The 14,927-nt window shown below is 72.6% G+C and carries 12 protein-coding genes; 8 read left to right on the top strand and 4 right to left on the bottom strand.

Annotated features, from left to right (window positions below):
* Positions 1–10 precede the first annotated feature (10 nt).
* Both IE94_RS0110140 and rfbB read left to right on the top strand, forming a co-directional pair.
* Positions 11–1,348 carry an activator-dependent family glycosyltransferase gene (locus IE94_RS0110140; protein ID WP_030181316.1) on the top strand — a complete coding sequence of 446 codons (1,338 nt, stop codon included), beginning with the start codon at positions 11–13 and terminating at the stop codon, positions 1,346–1,348.
* A complete protein-coding gene (gene rfbB / locus IE94_RS0110135) occupies positions 1,336–2,313 on the top strand; it encodes a dTDP-glucose 4,6-dehydratase (protein WP_051777394.1) in 978 nt (325 codons plus the stop codon). The genes IE94_RS0110140 and rfbB overlap by 13 nt, the downstream gene beginning before the upstream one ends.
* A 503-nt stretch (positions 2,314–2,816) precedes the next feature.
* Here rfbB and IE94_RS0110130 read toward each other — a convergent pair.
* Complete coding sequence (locus IE94_RS0110130) at positions 2,817–3,821, bottom strand: Gfo/Idh/MocA family protein (RefSeq protein WP_245235210.1); 1,005 nt, start codon at positions 3,819–3,821, stop codon at positions 2,817–2,819.
* Positions 3,822–3,984: 163 nt separating this feature from the next.
* Here IE94_RS0110130 and rfbH point away from each other — a divergent pair, with 163 nt between their 5' ends.
* Positions 3,985–5,289, top strand: a complete 1,305-nt coding sequence (gene rfbH, locus IE94_RS0110125; protein WP_030181306.1) for a lipopolysaccharide biosynthesis protein RfbH — start codon at positions 3,985–3,987, stop codon at positions 5,287–5,289.
* Between the two features lie 15 nt (positions 5,290–5,304).
* On the opposite strand, the gene IE94_RS0110120 is transcribed toward rfbH, so the two are convergent.
* Complete coding sequence (locus tag IE94_RS0110120) at positions 5,305–6,123, bottom strand: AfsR/SARP family transcriptional regulator (RefSeq protein ID WP_051777392.1); 819 nt, start codon at positions 6,121–6,123, stop codon at positions 5,305–5,307.
* Positions 6,124–6,386: 263 nt separating this feature from the next.
* On the opposite strand from IE94_RS0110120, the gene IE94_RS39860 reads away from it, so the two are divergent.
* The 3 genes from IE94_RS39860 to IE94_RS0110105 all read left to right on the top strand — a co-directional run bounded on the left by IE94_RS39860 (position 6,387) and on the right by IE94_RS0110105 (position 10,279).
* A complete protein-coding gene (locus IE94_RS39860; RefSeq protein ID WP_157849332.1) occupies positions 6,387–6,563 on the top strand; it encodes a hypothetical protein in 177 nt (58 codons plus the stop codon).
* Positions 6,564–6,655: 92 nt separating this feature from the next.
* On the top strand, positions 6,656–8,830 hold the full coding sequence (locus IE94_RS0110110; RefSeq protein ID WP_078606452.1) for a TOMM precursor leader peptide-binding protein: 2,175 nt from the start codon (positions 6,656–6,658) through the stop codon (positions 8,828–8,830).
* A 228-nt stretch (positions 8,831–9,058) separates the two neighbouring features.
* A complete protein-coding gene (locus IE94_RS0110105) occupies positions 9,059–10,279 on the top strand; it encodes a sensor histidine kinase (RefSeq protein ID WP_051777389.1) in 1,221 nt (406 codons plus the stop codon).
* A 42-nt stretch (positions 10,280–10,321) separates the two neighbouring features.
* On the opposite strand, the gene IE94_RS0110100 is transcribed toward IE94_RS0110105, so the two are convergent.
* Both IE94_RS0110100 and IE94_RS0110095 read right to left on the bottom strand, forming a co-directional pair.
* Positions 10,322–10,927, bottom strand: coding sequence for a response regulator transcription factor (locus tag IE94_RS0110100; protein WP_030181298.1), 606 nt, complete (start codon positions 10,925–10,927; stop codon positions 10,322–10,324).
* A 254-nt stretch (positions 10,928–11,181) separates the two neighbouring features.
* Positions 11,182–12,792: an MFS transporter gene (locus IE94_RS0110095; RefSeq protein WP_030181296.1), complete on the bottom strand. Its 1,611-nt coding sequence runs from the start codon at positions 12,790–12,792 to the stop codon at positions 11,182–11,184.
* Positions 12,793–12,907: 115 nt separating this feature from the next.
* On the opposite strand from IE94_RS0110095, the gene IE94_RS0110090 reads away from it, so the two are divergent.
* Both IE94_RS0110090 and IE94_RS0110085 read left to right on the top strand, forming a co-directional pair.
* The gene (locus IE94_RS0110090; protein WP_030181292.1) at positions 12,908–13,591 is read left to right on the top strand and encodes a TetR family transcriptional regulator; all 684 of its coding nucleotides are present in this window, start codon (positions 12,908–12,910) and stop codon (positions 13,589–13,591) included.
* A gap of 54 nt (positions 13,592–13,645) precedes the next feature.
* Complete coding sequence (locus IE94_RS0110085) at positions 13,646–14,866, top strand: alpha/beta hydrolase family protein (protein WP_030181290.1); 1,221 nt, start codon at positions 13,646–13,648, stop codon at positions 14,864–14,866.
* The last annotated feature ends 61 nt before the right edge of the window (positions 14,867–14,927 follow it).

Below are 14,927 nucleotides of genomic sequence, written 5' to 3'. Positions count from 1 at the left end.
GGCGACGACGATGCGTGTTCTGCTGACGTCCTTCGCGATGGACGCCCACTTCAACGGTTCGGTGCCGCTCGCCTGGGCGCTGCGGTCCGCCGGGCACGAGGTACGGGTGGCGAGTCAGCCGGCGCTGACGGGAAGCATCACGGCGGCCGGGCTGACCGCCGTCCCGGTGGGCACCGACCCGCGCCTGGACGACATGGTCAAGGGGGTGGGCGGCTCGGTGCTGTCCCACCACGCCAACCAGTCGCTGGACCCCGAGGATCCCGGCCGGCTCACCCCCGCCTTCCTCAGGGGCTGGGACGCGATGATGACCGCCACGTTCTTCGCCCTCGTCAACGACGATCCGACGGTCGACGATCTCGTCGCCTTCGCCCGCGCCTGGAAGCCGGACCTGGTCCTGTGGGAGCCCTTCACGTTCGCGGGCGCGGTGGCCGCGATGGCGACCGGCGCGGCCCATGCGCGGGTGCTCTCCTTCCCGGACCTGTTCTCGTCCATGCGGCGTGCCTTCCTCGCCCAGCTCGGCCCCGCCGCGGCGGACCCGGCGGGCGGGCCCCCCGGGGCGCACCCCGAGGACTGCCTGGGCCAGTGGCTCCAGTGGACGCTCGGCCGCCACGGCGTCGCCTTCGACGAGCAGGCGGTGACGGGACAGTGGTCGGTCGACCAGGTGCCGCGCAGCTTCCGCCCGCCGTCGGACGGTCCCACCGTGGGCATGCGCTACATCCCCTACAACGGCCCCGGTCCCGCCGTGGTGCCCGACTGGCTCCGCACCCCGCCGGAGCGTCCGCGCGTGTGCGTCACCCTGGGGCTGACGGCGCGGACCTCCGAGTTCCCCAACGCCGTCCCCGTCGACCTCGTCCTCAAGGCGATCGACGGCCTCGACATCGAGGTGGTGGCCACGCTGGACGCCGAGGAGCGGACGCTGCTGACGCATGTCCCGGACAACGTGCGCCTGGTGGACCACGTGCCGCTGCACGCGCTGCTGCCCACCTGTGCGGCCGTCGTGCACCACGGCGGCGCCGGCACCTGGTCGACGGCGCTGGTCGAGGGGGTGCCGCAGATCGCCATGGGCTGGATCTGGGACGCGATCGAGCGGGCGCGCCGCCAGCAGGAGCTGGGCGCCGGTCTCCACCTCCCCTCGCACGAGGTGACGGTCGAGGGACTGCGGAGCCGGCTCGTGCGGCTCCTGGAGGAACCCTCGTTCACCGCCGCCGCCGCGCGGCTGCGGGCGGAGGCCGAGTCCGAACGGTCCCCGGCCGAGGTGGTGCCGGTACTGGAGCGGCTGACCGCCCAGCACCACGCCCACGGACGCCGTCGTCCCGCGGGAGGTGGGTCCACCCCGTGCGCCTCCTGATCACCGGGGGAGCCGGTTTCATCGGCTCCCACTACGTGCGCTCCCTGCTCGCCGGCGAGCTGCCCGGTCCCCGGCCGGAACGGGTGACGGTCCTCGACCTGCTCACGTACGCGGGGAGCACGGACAACCTGCCCCTGACGGATCCCCGGCTGGACTTCCGGCACCTGGACATCTGCGACCTCGACGCCCTCCTGGAGGTGTTCCCCGGCCACGACGCGGTGGTGCACTTCGCGGCGGAGACCCACGTCGACCGGTCCCTGACGGGGGCGGCGGAGTTCGTCCGCACCAATGTGCTGGGTACCCAGGCGCTGCTGGAGGCGAGTCTGTCCTGCGGGGTGGCCACCTTCGTGCACGTGTCGACGGACGAGGTCTACGGATCCATCGCCGAGGGCACCTGGACGGAGGACGAGCCGCTGCTGCCCAACTCCCCCTACGCGGCGTCGAAGGCGGGCAGCGACCTCGTCGCCCGGTCCTACTGGCGCACGCACGGGCTGGACGTGCGCATCACGCGGTGCGCCAACAACTACGGCCCCCGCCAGCACCCGGAGAAGCTCATCCCCCTGTTCGTCACCGAGCTGCTGGCCGGGCGGACCGTCCCGCTGTACGGGGACGGCGGCAACGTCCGGGAGTGGCTGCACGTGGACGACCACTGCCGGGGCGTCCACGCGGTGCTGACCGGCGGGCGGGCCGGCGAGATCTACAACATCGGCGGCGGCACCCACCTGACGAACCGCGAGATGACCGCCCGGCTCCTCGAACTGTGCGGCGCCGACTGGTCGCGGGTGCGCCGCGTGCCGGACCGCAAGGGGCACGACCTGCGGTACGCGGTCGACGACTCCAAGATCCGCCGGGAACTGGGCTACCGGCCCCGGCTGTCCCTGGACGACGGCCTGCGCGAGGTCGTCGACTGGTACCGCACACGATCCGTCCCGCACGCGACAGGCACCGCGGGCAGCCCCGCCTGACGACCCGCCAACGGCCGGCCCCGGGCAACGACACCCACGGGCCGGCCCGAGGCGCGCGGCCCCCCGCGGCAAGGGCACCACGCACCACGGGCAGCCCGCCTGACGACCCGTCAGGGCCCCCGCCCGGGCAATGACGCCCACGGGCGGGCCCTCAGCGTGCGGCGCCCTGCGACAAGGACACCACGCACCACGGGCAGCCCTGCCTGACGACCCGTCAGGGCTCCGTCCCGGCAACGACGCCCACGGGGCCGGCTCGATGCGTGCGGCACCCCGCGGCAAGGGCACCACGCACCACGGGCAGCCCCGCCTGACGGCCCGTCAGGGCCCGCTCCGGACAACGACGCCCACGGGCCGGTCCGAGGCGTGCGGCGCCCCGCGGCAGGGGCACCGGCCCGCCACCGCGTGCCGAGCACGCCTGGACGCCGCGGGCACCGGCACGGTACCGGACACAGAAGAGCCGGCCCCCGTCAGGAGGCCGGCTCTTCGTCGGGCGCGGGGGCTTCTCACGCGGAGGCTTCTCCCTGGGCGACGACCCGCGCGGCCTTGCGCACCTGTTCGACCAGGAGCGCCTGGCGCAGCAGGGCGTCCCTCAGTCCGGGCCGGTCGGTGCCCGACAGGGCCGCCTTGGCGAACGCGTCGAGGGCGTTGCCCACCTGGTGGTCCGCCGGCAGCGTCAACTCGGTGAGCCGGTCCTGCTGTTCGATGCGGACGACCGGGCGGTGCTCGCGGGGCGGTGTGAAGGCCCGCGGCACGCTGATCCTGCCCCGGCTGCCCCACAGGGCGTAGGTGGACCGGTAGGAGTGCTGGAACCCGAAGTCGAGCTGGGCGGTGACCCCGGTCGCCGTGGACAGCAGCACGCTGCCCGCGACGTCGACCCCGGTGCGCTCGTCGACCCGCAGACAGGCGCCGAGGACGTCGAGCTCCCCGTCGAGGTGGAGCTGGGCCGCGCGCAGCGGATAGACGCCCACGTCCAGCAGGGCACCGCCGCCGAGCGACACGCTGTGCCGGAAGGACGCCGGATCGGGGGGCGGCACCCCGAAGGAGCTGGAGAAGACCCGGAGTTCACCGATCTCGCCGAGCATGCCCCGTACCGCCGCGTGCTGCGAGTGGTGCAGGAACATGAAGTTCTCGGTGAGCGCCAGATCGAGCCGGGCGGCCGTCTCGACCAGCTCGGCGCTCTGCGCGTACGTGGTGCTGAGCGGCTTCTCCACCAGGACGTGCTTGCCGGCGGTCAGCGCCCGCGCGACCCACTCGTGGTGCATGCCCGGCGGCAACGGCACATACACCGCGTCGACGTCGTCCCGGTCCAGCAACGCCTGGTAGCCGGTCACCGCCGCGCAGCCGAACCGCCTCGCGAGGCACTCGGCGCGCGCCCCGTCCCGGCTGGCCAGGGCCACCAGCCGCACCGACCGGTGCTCCGCGAGCGCGGGCAGGATCCGGCGCACCGCGATGTCGGCGCAGCCCAGGACCCCCATACGAAGCACCGGTCGCCCAGTGTCCTCGGACATCTGCCACCTCACCTGTCGGATACATCGCGGACACAAGCTATCCGGACCGGGTCGAAAGCCCCTGGAAGCCCACTGGAGCAGGCCTTTTCCGCGGGGACTCCATAGCTCTTCGACCGGTCGGCGCGAGCATGGCCCCGAGGCATTCCTGACGGGAGGGACGGCTATGACGTCGGACACCAAGGCCCTGGTCCTGGAGCAGGTCCGCGAGTACCACAGGCAGCAGCAGCCGGGACGCTTCGAGCCGGGAGTGACGCCGATCCTGTCCTCGGGGGCGGTCCTGGACGAGGAGGACCGGGTCGCGCTGGTGGCGGCGGCGCTGGATCTGAGGATCGCGGCCGGGACGCACTCCCGGCGTTTCGAGAGCAGGTTCGCCCGCCACATCGGAGTGCGCAAGGCGCACCTGGTGAACTCCGGCTCCTCGGCCAACCTGCTGGCGCTGTCGGCCCTGACCTCTCCCCGGCTCGGGGACCAGCGGCTGCGCCCGGGAGACGAGGTGATCACCGTGGCCGGCGGTTTCCCCACCACGGTCAACCCGATCTTCCAGAACGGGCTCACCCCGGTCTTCGTGGACCTGGAGCTCGGCACGTACAACACGACGGCGGAGCGCGTCGCGGCGGCGATCTCGGACCGCACCCGGGCCATCATGATCGCGCACACCCTCGGCAACCCGTACGAAGTGGCGGAGATCCAGCAACTGGCCACCGACCACGACCTGTTCTTCATCGAGGACAACTGCGACGCCGTGGACTCGACCTACCGGGGGCGCAAGACGGGCACGTTCGGCGACCTGGCCACCGTCAGCTTCTACCCGGCCCACCACATCACGACCGGCGAGGGCGGCTGCGTCCTCACCAGGAACCTCGAACTCGCCCGGATCGTCGAGTCGTTCCGCGACTGGGGCCGTGACTGCTGGTGCGAGCCGGGCGAGGACAACACCTGCCTGAAGCGCTTCGACTACCAGCTCGGTGATCTGCCCAAGGGCTACGACCACAAGTACATCTTCTCGCACATCGGCTACAACCTGAAGGCCACCGACCTCCAAGGCGCCCTGGCGCTCACCCAGTTGGACAAGCTCCCCCAGTTCGGTGCGGCCCGGCGGCGCAACTGGCAGCGGCTGCGCGACGGGCTCGCGGACGTGCCGGGGCTGCTGCTGCCCAGCGCGACGCCGGGCAGCGACCCGAGCTGGTTCGGCTTCGTGATCACGGTGCTGCCCGACGCCACGTACACCCGCCGCGACCTGATCGCCTTCCTGGAGGAGCGGCGCATCGGCACCCGACGGCTGTTCGGCGGCAACCTCACCCGGCACCCGGCCTATCTCGGCAGCCGGCACCGGGTGGCGGGCGATCTGCGCAACTCGGACATCATCACCGAGCAGAGCTTCTGGATCGGCGTGTACCCGGGCATCACCGAGGAGATGACCGACTACATGGTCGAGTCGGTCGTGGAGTTCGTCGCCAAGAACGGCTGAGCGGTCCCGGCCCGGTCAGCCGATCATCCGGTCCAGCAGCAGGTCGTCCCCGCGCTCCGGCGCGTCCAGCCAGGGCTCGGCCGCGAGCACCGCCTGCTGGAGCCGTTGCAGGCGCGGGGACGGCGAGAGGCCCAGCTCCTCGGCCAGCCGGCGGCGCAGCCGCTGGTAGACGTCCAGCGCCTGCCAGGACCGGCCCGCCCGGTACAGTGCCGCCATGCACTGGGCGTGCAGTCCCTCGTGCAGCGGATGGCGCCCGGTCAGCTCGATCAGCTCGGACAGCACCTCGGCGTGGCGCCCCAGTCGCAGGTCCGCCTCCACGCACCGCTCCAGCACGCCGAGCCTGCTCTCCTCCAGACGGGCCACCTCGATGCTCAGTACCGGCCCGATGCGCACGTCGACCAGGGCGGATCCGCGCCACAGCGCCAGTGCCTGCCTGAAGTGCGCCGAGGCGCTCTCCTCCCGGTCCTCGGCCGCGGCGGCCTGGCCCGCGGCCACCAGCCGCTCGTAGCGCGGTACGTCGACGGCGTCCGCCGGTGCCCGCCAGCAGTAGCCGCCGTACTGGGTGACGAGGACGTCCTTGGCGGACACCCCGGCGTCGGCGCCGTAGGCGGCGGTGAGCTGCCGGCGCAGCTGGAGGATGTAGGTGTGCAGGGTGGCCAGCGCGCTCTGCGGCGGCTCGCCGCCCCAGATCTCCTCCATCAGCGTCCCGACCGGCACCACGCGGTTCGCGTGGATGGCGAGCAGCGCGAGGATCTGGCGCGGCTTCGCCGCCGACGGGACGATCGACCGGCCCCGCACCTCGGCCGTGAGCGGTCCCAGCAACCAGATGTCCATAATTCGGTCCCCCATGTGGTCGGCACAGCACCCCGAAGTCTCCCTGCGGAGGGAGTCTCGCCGACCACTTCCGGTCTGAACCAGTGCGACGGGCCCGACCAGGCGTATGAGGACCTTACGGGCAAGAGGTGGGTTTCTCACATGTCCGCTGTGCGAAATGCACTGCTGCCCGCCCGGCGCCGGTCGACACAATGACGTCGACCGCAACGGCCCGGGCGGAGTGCGGCACGCCGTCACGGCCTTCGAAGCGACAGGAGACACACATGTCACGGACCACCTCCCGGCCGGAGGCCGACGCGGTGACCGCGGGGATCGTGGACGATCTGGTGATCACGGAGTTCGGTCACGAACCCGACGCGCTCACCGACAGCCGCATCTGCATCTGTTGGACGCCCGGGTCGGGCACCGGCTCGCCCGCGGACGGCGGCTCCCGGTCCTGATGCGCCGTACGGTGCCGGACGGCGGGCTCCCCCGGCTGGGATTCGCACCGCATCTGCGGGTCGGCTCGGCTCCGGGGGAGCCCGTCTTCCTCATGGCGGAAGACCGGGTGACCTCGCTCGACGGGCACCAGGTGGCCCGGCTGGCCCCGTTGCTCGACGGCACCCGGGACCTGCCCGCGATCATCGCCGAGGCGGCTCCCGCGCTCTCCGCCGACGCCACCGGCCGGCTGGTCGGCAGGCTCCTGGACGCGGGACTGCTGCACGCCTTCGAGCCGGACGGGCCGTCCGCACCGGAGCGCGCCTACTGGTCGCTGACCGGGCTGGCCGCGCGCTCCGGCGACGCCGGTAGCGCGGTGCTGGCCTCGGTCGACCTCACCGCGGACGACCCGGGCGCCTTGCGCGGGGCCGTGTCCGCGGCGGGCCTGCGCCCGGCGCCCGGGGAGGGCGGGCCGGCCGGTCTGACCCTGGTCCTGTGCCACGACTACCTCGATCCGCGGCTCGGCGCCCTGGACGCGGAGCACCGTGCCGAGGGCCGCGACTGGCTGCCGGTGCGGGCCAGCGGCACGCATCTGTGGATCGGCCCGTTCTTCACCCCCGGCGACGGCCCCTGCTGGAGCTGCCTCGCCGACCGGCTGCGGCTGCGCCGGCGCACCGAGTCCCATGTGCGGCACCGGCTCGGGCTCGGCGGACCCGCCTCGCACCGGCCCGCCTACCTGCCCGCGGGGCGGACCGCGGCCCTCCACCTGGCGCTGCTGGAGGCCGGGAAGTGGCTCGCCGGGTACCGGGACCCGGGCCAGGGCGAGCTGTGGCGGCTGGACACCCGCACGCTGGAGAGCAGCCGTCATCCCGTGCGGCACCGTCCGCAGTGCGCCCGCTGCGGTGACCCCGCGCTGGTGGGGGCCCGGGTGTCGGCCCCGGTCGTGCTGTCCCCCCGGCCGGTCCACGACACCGGCGGCGGGCACCGCACCCTCGGTCCGGACCGCCTGCTGGAGCGCTACGGCCACCTCGTGGACCCCGTCACCGGGGTGGTCGGCGAGATCCGGCGGGACCCGCGGGGACCGCGGTTCCTCAACTGCTTCCACGCCAGTGCCCGGCCGCCGTGGGACCCCGCGCAGCCGCCGCCCGCGCTGCGCACCCCGTTGCGCACCCCCGGCTCGGGCAAGGGCGTCACCGAGACCCACGCGCGGGCGAGCGCGCTGGCCGAGGCCCTGGAGCGGTACAGCGGCCACTTCCAGGGCGACGAGCCGCGCCTGCGGGGCAGTTACCGCCAGCTGGCGCCGGCGGCGGTGCACCCGGACACCGTCCAGCTCTTCGACCGGCGCCAGTTCGCGGGCCGGGCCGCGTGGAACGCCGCGCACGGCCCCTTCCACCGGGTGACCGAGCCCTTCGACGAGGACGCGGTGATCGACTGGACGCCCGTCTGGTCCCTGACCGGGCAGCGGCAGCGGCTGGCGCCGACGAGTCTGCTCTACTACAACGCCCCGGACGCGGAGACCGGTTACTGCCGGGCCACCTCCAACGGGGCCGCCGCCGGGACCAGTCTGGAGGACGCCGTCGTGCACGGCTGCCTCGAACTGGTGGAGCGGGACGCGGTCGCCCTGTGGTGGTACAACCGGACCCGGCAGCCCGGTGTGGTCCTCGACCGGCGGGACCCGTGGATCGCCGCGACACGGAAGGGCCTCAAGGAGCTGGGCAGGTCGGTGTGGGCGCTCGACCTCACGTCCGACCTGGGGATTCCCGTGGTCGCCGCCGTCTCGGCGCGGACCGGGACGCCCGCCGAGGACATCGTGCTCGGCTTCGGCGCGCACTTCGATCCCCGCATCGCGCTGCTGCGGGCGCTGACCGAGCTCCACCAGATGCTGCCGCCGCTGGTGGACGGTCCGGCGTCCGGGGAAACGGCCTACACCGGCACGGACGAGGAGGCGCTGCGCTGGTTCCGGCACGCCACCCGGGCCAACCAGCCCCACCTGCTGCCGGCCGCGCGCCGGCCCGCCCGTCCGCCGACGGCGCCGCGCCCGCTCGCCGACGCCGCGGCCCAGGCCCGGTCGCTGGTCGATCTGCTGGGGCGGCACGGCCTCGAGGTGCTCGTGCTCGACCAGACGCGCCCCGACGTCCAACTGCCCGTCGTCAGGGTGCTCGTCCCCGGTCTGCGCCCCCACTGGGCGGGATTCGGCCCGGGACGCCTGTTCGACGTACCGGTCGCGCTCGGCCGGCTGTCCCGGCCGCGCGACTTCACCGAACTGAATCCGCTGCCGCTGCCGCTGTGACGCGACCCGTGCGGGTGCGCCGCGGCCGGGTTCCGGCCGCGGTGCCAATTCGTATGACAAAAAAGGATGTTGCACCTATCCGCCACGCCACAAAGCCCCCCTTCCGAGTGGTTTTGATTGATTAGGATCGATCGGGTGTTCACGCCCTCCCGGTATGACCGACCGAGAGAGTGGGACGCGGCACGACATCACTCATCGATTCATACGGTTCGCCCGGAGGGACAAGAGATGAGCGGTTCTGCCCCGCACGAGAGTGCGCGTGTCCACGGGGAGGACGCGAGCAGGAGGCACCTGGCCGCAGGCGCCACCACCATCACCCTCGCCGTCCTGGTGGCCTTCTTCGGCATCGGCGTCATCTACCTGCTGGAGGCCCGCCCCTCGCCGGTGGGCCTGACCGCGGGCATCACCGCCCTGCTGCTCGTCTACGGACTGCAACTGACCCATTCCCTGCCGCACCTGTCGCCCTGGGCGACGCGCGGACAGCGCTGGACCTTCGGATCGCAGATCCTCCTCACCTACCTCCCCTCCCTCCTCTACGCCGAGGCCTGGCTCGCCACGCCCGGCTTCCTGGCGGGCTCCGCCCTGCTCGTGCTGCCCTCCCCCTGGCGGTGGACGGCCTTCACGGTGGTCGTGGCGTCGAGCGGCCTGCTCGTCCTGCGGGCCGGTGTGGGCCGCGGCTCCCTCCTGTACGGGACCGTCGCGACGGCGCTGACCGGACTGGTGGTGTTCGGACTCTCGGAGCTGGCCCGGCTGGTCCGGGAGGCGCACCGCACCCGCTGCGAGCTGACCCGGGTGGTCCTGGAGGCGGAGCGGCTGCGCTTCTCCCGCGACCTGCACGACCTGCTGGGCATCAATCTGACCACCATCGCGTACAAGTGCGAACTGGCGCGGCGGCTGCCGCCGTCCCAGCACGTCCGCCGGCACCAGGTGCTCACCGAGATCCTGGAATCCACCCAGCGCGCCTTCGACGACGTCCGGGCCGCCTCCCAGGCCTACCGCGCCCTGTCCCTCGCCACCGAGATCGACACCGTCCGCGCCACCCTCAAGGACATGGGCGTGCACACCACGTTCCGCGGCAGCGCCGGCGTGCTGCCGCAGGCCGTGGAGACGGCCCTGGCGACCGTGCTGCGGGAGGGGGTCACGAATCTGCTGCGGCACAGCCGGGTCAGCACCTGTGTCGTGGAGCTGGCGCGCGAGGGGGACAGCGTCGTGCTGGTGCTGAGCAACGACGGAGTGGTCGACCGGCCCGCCGCTCCGGCGGGAAGCGGCCTGGCGAACCTGCGGGAACGCGTCGAGGCGGTGGACGGAACGCTGTGTACGGAGGTCAGGGACAAGAAGTGGTTCCGGCTGAGGGCGGTCGTGCCGGTACCGGTGGAGAGCGACGCCCCCGCGCGCAGCCTCTTCCGGCCCGCCCCCTCCGGAATGGACAACTCCGCGTCCGTGGCCTGAATTTGTGGGGCCAGGCGGCGTGCGGGACGCCTCCCGGACCGGTCAGATCCAGCCTTCCTCACGCGCGATCCGTACCGCGTCCATGCGGTTGCGGGCGCCCAGTTTGACCACCGCGCTGCTCAGGTAGTTGCGCACCGTCCCCCTGGAGAGGAACAGGCGGCGTGCGATGGCCGCGACGTCCTCGCCCACGGCGGCGAGCCGGAGGACCTCCAGTTCCCGCGGTGCCAGCGGCTGGGTCGTCGCCTCCAGCGCCGCGACGGCCAGTTGGGAGTCGATGGCCCGCTCCCCCGCGGCCACCGCCCGGATCGCCGCGAGGAGTTGGGACGGGGCGACGTCCTTGCGCAGGAACCCCGTCACCTGGCTGGCCAGCGCCCGGCGCAGGGTGTGGGGGGTGCCGAGGCCGGTGAGGATGAGGATCCGGCAGTCGGGGACGGCGGCGCTCAGCTCGGCGGCGGCGGCGATGCCGTCCATCCCGGGAAGGCCTATGTCGAGGACGGCGACGTCCGGTTGCAGGGCCCGCGCCTTCGGGACGACCTCGTCACCGCGGCCGACTTCAGCGACCACCTTGATGTCGGCTTCCAGACTCAGGAGTTCGGCCAGCGCCCCCCGTAGAATCGCCATGTCCTCGGCGATCAGGATCCGTATCATGCCCCCCCTCCCCCTGGTTGCCGTCGATTTTCCTGGTCAGGGAAAGGGGCGCCTGCGGGCTTCGCACGCGAAGCGTTCACTTGCGCCAACGGCTTCCGACAGATCACCCTCAACCTACCACTGCCATCACGCCAAAAAGTTGACGCGGAATGAGCAGGGTGCGCGGTGCGGAACCACCGTGACATGGATGAACGCGGCCCGCCGCCCCGGCGGCGCGCCGCGTTCCGTTCTCCCCGTGGAAGGGGCCGGGCGCGTCAGATGTGCCCGAGGCCCGCCCCCGCGTCCGCGTTCTCGCCGCGCTTGGTGAGGAAGGCGACGAACACCGCGACCACCGCGACCCCGGCGGCGACCAGCGAGGCCAGGCTCATGCCGGAGATGAAGGTCTCGTGGGCGACGTCGGTGATCTTCCCGACGACCTCGGCGGGGGTGCCCGGCGCCACCGGCGGGACACCGACCCGGACCGCCTCGGAGGCCTGGTGCGCCTGTTCCGGAGTCAGCTCGGGCAGGCCCGCGTCCTTCCAGTTGCCCGGGAGGTCGCTGTCGACCTTGGAGGCCATCACGGCGCCCAGCACGGCCGTGCCGAGGCTGCCGCCGATCTGCATCGCCGCCTGCTGGAGACCGCCGGCCACGCCCGAGAGCTCCATCGGCGCGTTGCCGACGATGACCTCGGTGGCGCCGACCATGACGGGCGCGAGGCCGAGACCCAGCAGGGCGAACCAGACCGACATCAGACCGCTGCCGGTGTCGGTCTCCAGGGTGGAGATGCCGAACATGGCGACCGCGGTGCACACCATGCCCCCGGCCAGCGGGATCCGCGGGCCGACCTTGGTGATCATCCCGCCGGCCAGCGGCGAGGCGACGATCATCATGCCGGTGAGCGGCAGGAGATGCAGACCGGCGTTGACCGGGCTCATGCCGTGGACGTTCTGCAGGTAGAAGGTGACGAAGAACAGGCCGCCCAGGAAGGCGATGGCCATCAGGACCATCAGCACCACACCGGCCGACAGCGCCACCGAGCGGAACATCGCCAGCGGGATCAACGGCTCGCGCACCCTGGTCTCCCACAGGGCGAACACGACGAAGCCCACGACCGATCCGCCGACGAACAGCCAGGTCCGGCCGGAACCCCAGCCCCATTCGGGAGCCTTGATCAGCGCCCAGACGAGGCAGAACATCGAGACCGACAGCAGCACGATGCCGACGACGTCGAAGGAACGCGGCGCGTTCTCGGCCCGGTGGTCCAGCAGGATCAGGACGCCGAGCACGACGGCGACGACGCCCACCGGCACGTTGATGAAGAACACGGACTGCCAGTTGACGTGCTCGACCAGCACGCCGCCCAGGATCGGGCCGCCCGCGGTGGAGGCGCCGATGACCATGCCCCAGATGCCGATGGCCATGTTGAGCCGCTCGGCCGGGAAGGTGGCCCGCAGCAGGCCGAGCGCGGCCGGCATCAGCAGTGCGCCGAACAGGCCCTGGAAGACGCGGAAGACGATGACCGCCGTGATGCTGCCGGACAGTCCGATCGCGCCGGAGGAGGCCGCGAAGCCCGCCACTCCGATGAGGAAGGTCTGCCGGTGGCCGAAGCGGTCACCGAGCTTGCCCGCGGTGATCAGGGCGACCGCGAGGGCGAGGAAGTAGGCGTTGGTGATCCACTGGACGTCCGCGAGGCTGGCGTCCAGGTCGTCCTGGATGGCCGGGTTGGCGATCGCCACGATGGTGCCGTCCAGGGCCACCATCATGACGCCGACCGCGACGGTGACGAGGGTGACCCACGGATGGCCGCGCCATCCCGTGGCGGGCGGTGAATCGGTCGGTGCTCCGTCACCCGGCCCCGGCTTGCCGAGCGTGGTCTGACTAGTCATACCGCTGAGGCTAATGACAGCCACTGACAGTTGACAAACCAATTCACGGGTCAGTAACTGACAAGACATCGTCCGTATAGCCTGAACTGCGCAAACCGCACAAAGGAGAGAACTTTTGAAGGTGGCCGGCCCCTCGGCACCGTCGGAGACCGCACCCGCGGCCTCCCGTCCCGGCCTGCGCGAACTCAAGAAGAGGCGCACCCGGGACCTGCTGCTGCGCTCCGCCCTCGAACTGTTCACCGAGCGCGGCTACGAGGAGACGACCGTCGACGACATCGCCGAGGCCGCCGACGTCTCGCAGCGGACCTTCTTCCGCTACTTCGCCTCCAAGGAGGAGGCGGCGTTCTTCGTGTCGCGGCTCGCGGAGTCCCACTTCGTCGACGCCGTGCGCGCCCGCCCGCCCGAGGAGGCACCCCTGGACGCGCTGCGCGGGGCGCTCGCCGAGAGCTGGAGCACCATCGGCGAGGCCGTCGAGCGGCTGGTCCCGCTCGAACTGCACATGCGTTTCTACCGGGTGATCGAGTCGACGCCCGCGCTGCTCGCCGCCCATCTGCGGCGCGCGACGGAGCTGGAGGAGGAGATCGCCCGCGTCGTCGCCCGCCGCGAGGGCCTCGACCTGGACGCGGACCCGCGGCCCCGCGTGGCCGTGGCCGTCTTCGGAGCCGTGATGCGGGTCACCGAACGCATCTGGTCGGCGCGCGAGGACGCGAGCCTGGCGGCGCTGCGGGACCTGACGGCCGCTTACCTCGACCAGGTGGCACCCGCGCTGACCGGGAACTGGCGCCGCACCGAAACGTGATCCGTGTCACTGGATTCACGCGAGACCGCCCCGTTCTCCTAGTGTGTCCTCCCAGTGACTTCCTTCGACACCTCCCCCCAGCTGAACGTCTGGCGCGCGCTGCTCGCCCTGGCCGTGGTGTTCGTGATGCTGGCGACCACCGGCTGGACCGCCCTGCGCAACCAGCGGGGCCCCACGGCACTCGAAGCCTCGGTCACGGCCTGGGAGCACGGCCGGATCGAGGGACGGCGGCTGCCCGACGCCCAGGCGTCGCCCGCGCGGCTGGCCCGCTTCTTCGCCTCGCTCACCGCGCGGCAGCGCACGAGCCTGGCCCACCGGTACCCCCTGGCCGTCGGCAACATGAACGGCGCCCCCGTCCAGCTGCGCTACCTCGCCAACCGCTCCGCGCTGGAGCAGGCGCGGTCGGTGGAGCGCGCCCGCACGCACGACAAGCGCCTCTCCCCGGCCGGGCAGCGCGAGGCCGGCCGGCGGATGCGCAACTACGAGTCGCTGCTCGACCCCGGCCGGCACATCCTCGCCTTCGACCCGGCGGGCTCCGGCAGGGTCGCCGAGGTCTTCGGGAACCTGAACCGCGCGGACCGGGTGTCCGTCGTCGTGCCCGGCGTGGACACCGAACTGCTCACCTTCCAGCGCACCGACCGCAAGAGGTACGCGGCCCCGGCCGGCATGGCCGAGTCGCTGTACGCGGCCGAGCGCGCGGCGGCCCCCGGTACCGGCACGGCCGTGATCGCCTGGGCCGACTACACCTCCCCCAGCGGTCTCGGCATGGAGGCGGCCACGGCGAACCGCGCCGCCCACGGGGCCGTACGGCTGAACGCGCTGCTGCGGGCGCTGCCCGGCAAGGCCCCCGTCTCCCTGTTCTGCCACAGCTACGGCTCGGTGGTGTGCGGCCTCGCCGCCGATACGCTGCCGGGCCGGGTCACCGACATAGCGGTGGCCGGCAGCCCCGGCATGCGTGCCGAGAGCGCCTCCCGCCTGGACACCTCCGCCCGCGTGTGGGCGATGCGGGACGCCGACGACTGGATCCAGGACGTGCCGTACCTGGAGGTCGGCGGCCTCGGGCACGGCGCCGACCCGGTGTCCGCCGACTTCGGGGCGCGGGTGCTGTCCGCGCGGGACGCCCGGGGGCACGGCGGCTACTTCGTGCCGGGCACGGACAGCCTGCGGAACTTCGCGGGGATCGGCGTTGGCGCGTACCGCACGCTCGCCTGCGCCGGAGAAGACGACACATGCCGGGCGGGTTTGTCCGCGGCGATGGCGGCGGGACGCGCGTAGAGGCGCAGAAACTCCGGTTTGCACGGGGAGGGGACGGAAGGGCTCGTGCCGCATACGATGA

Origin of the sequence: Streptomyces violaceorubidus (assembly GCF_000717995.1) — a bacterium.
In the GTDB taxonomy this organism is placed as follows: Bacteria; Actinomycetota; Actinomycetes; order Streptomycetales; family Streptomycetaceae; genus Streptomyces; species Streptomyces violaceorubidus.
The sequence above is the reverse complement of the archived record's forward strand: the minus strand, read 5'-3'. Positions and strand labels throughout refer to the sequence as shown.

What these genes read in the sequence shown, in the direction of transcription:
- IE94_RS0110140 (WP_030181316.1), top strand. Translation starts at nt 11, where the DNA reads ATGCGTGTTCTGCTGACGTCCTTCGCGATGGACGCCCACTTCAACGGT.
- IE94_RS0110130 (WP_245235210.1), bottom strand. Translation starts at nt 3,821, where the DNA reads ATGTCCGAGGACACTGGGCGACCGGTGCTTCGTATGGGGGTCCTGGGC.
- rfbH (WP_030181306.1), top strand. Translation starts at nt 3,985, where the DNA reads ATGACGTCGGACACCAAGGCCCTGGTCCTGGAGCAGGTCCGCGAGTAC.
- IE94_RS0110120 (WP_051777392.1), bottom strand. Translation starts at nt 6,123, where the DNA reads ATGGACATCTGGTTGCTGGGACCGCTCACGGCCGAGGTGCGGGGCCGG.
- IE94_RS39860 (WP_157849332.1), top strand. Translation starts at nt 6,387, where the DNA reads ATGTCACGGACCACCTCCCGGCCGGAGGCCGACGCGGTGACCGCGGGG.
- IE94_RS0110110 (WP_078606452.1), top strand. Translation starts at nt 6,656, where the DNA reads ATGGCGGAAGACCGGGTGACCTCGCTCGACGGGCACCAGGTGGCCCGG.
- IE94_RS0110105 (WP_051777389.1), top strand. Translation starts at nt 9,059, where the DNA reads ATGAGCGGTTCTGCCCCGCACGAGAGTGCGCGTGTCCACGGGGAGGAC.
- IE94_RS0110100 (WP_030181298.1), bottom strand. Translation starts at nt 10,927, where the DNA reads ATGATACGGATCCTGATCGCCGAGGACATGGCGATTCTACGGGGGGCG.
- IE94_RS0110095 (WP_030181296.1), bottom strand. Translation starts at nt 12,792, where the DNA reads ATGACTAGTCAGACCACGCTCGGCAAGCCGGGGCCGGGTGACGGAGCA.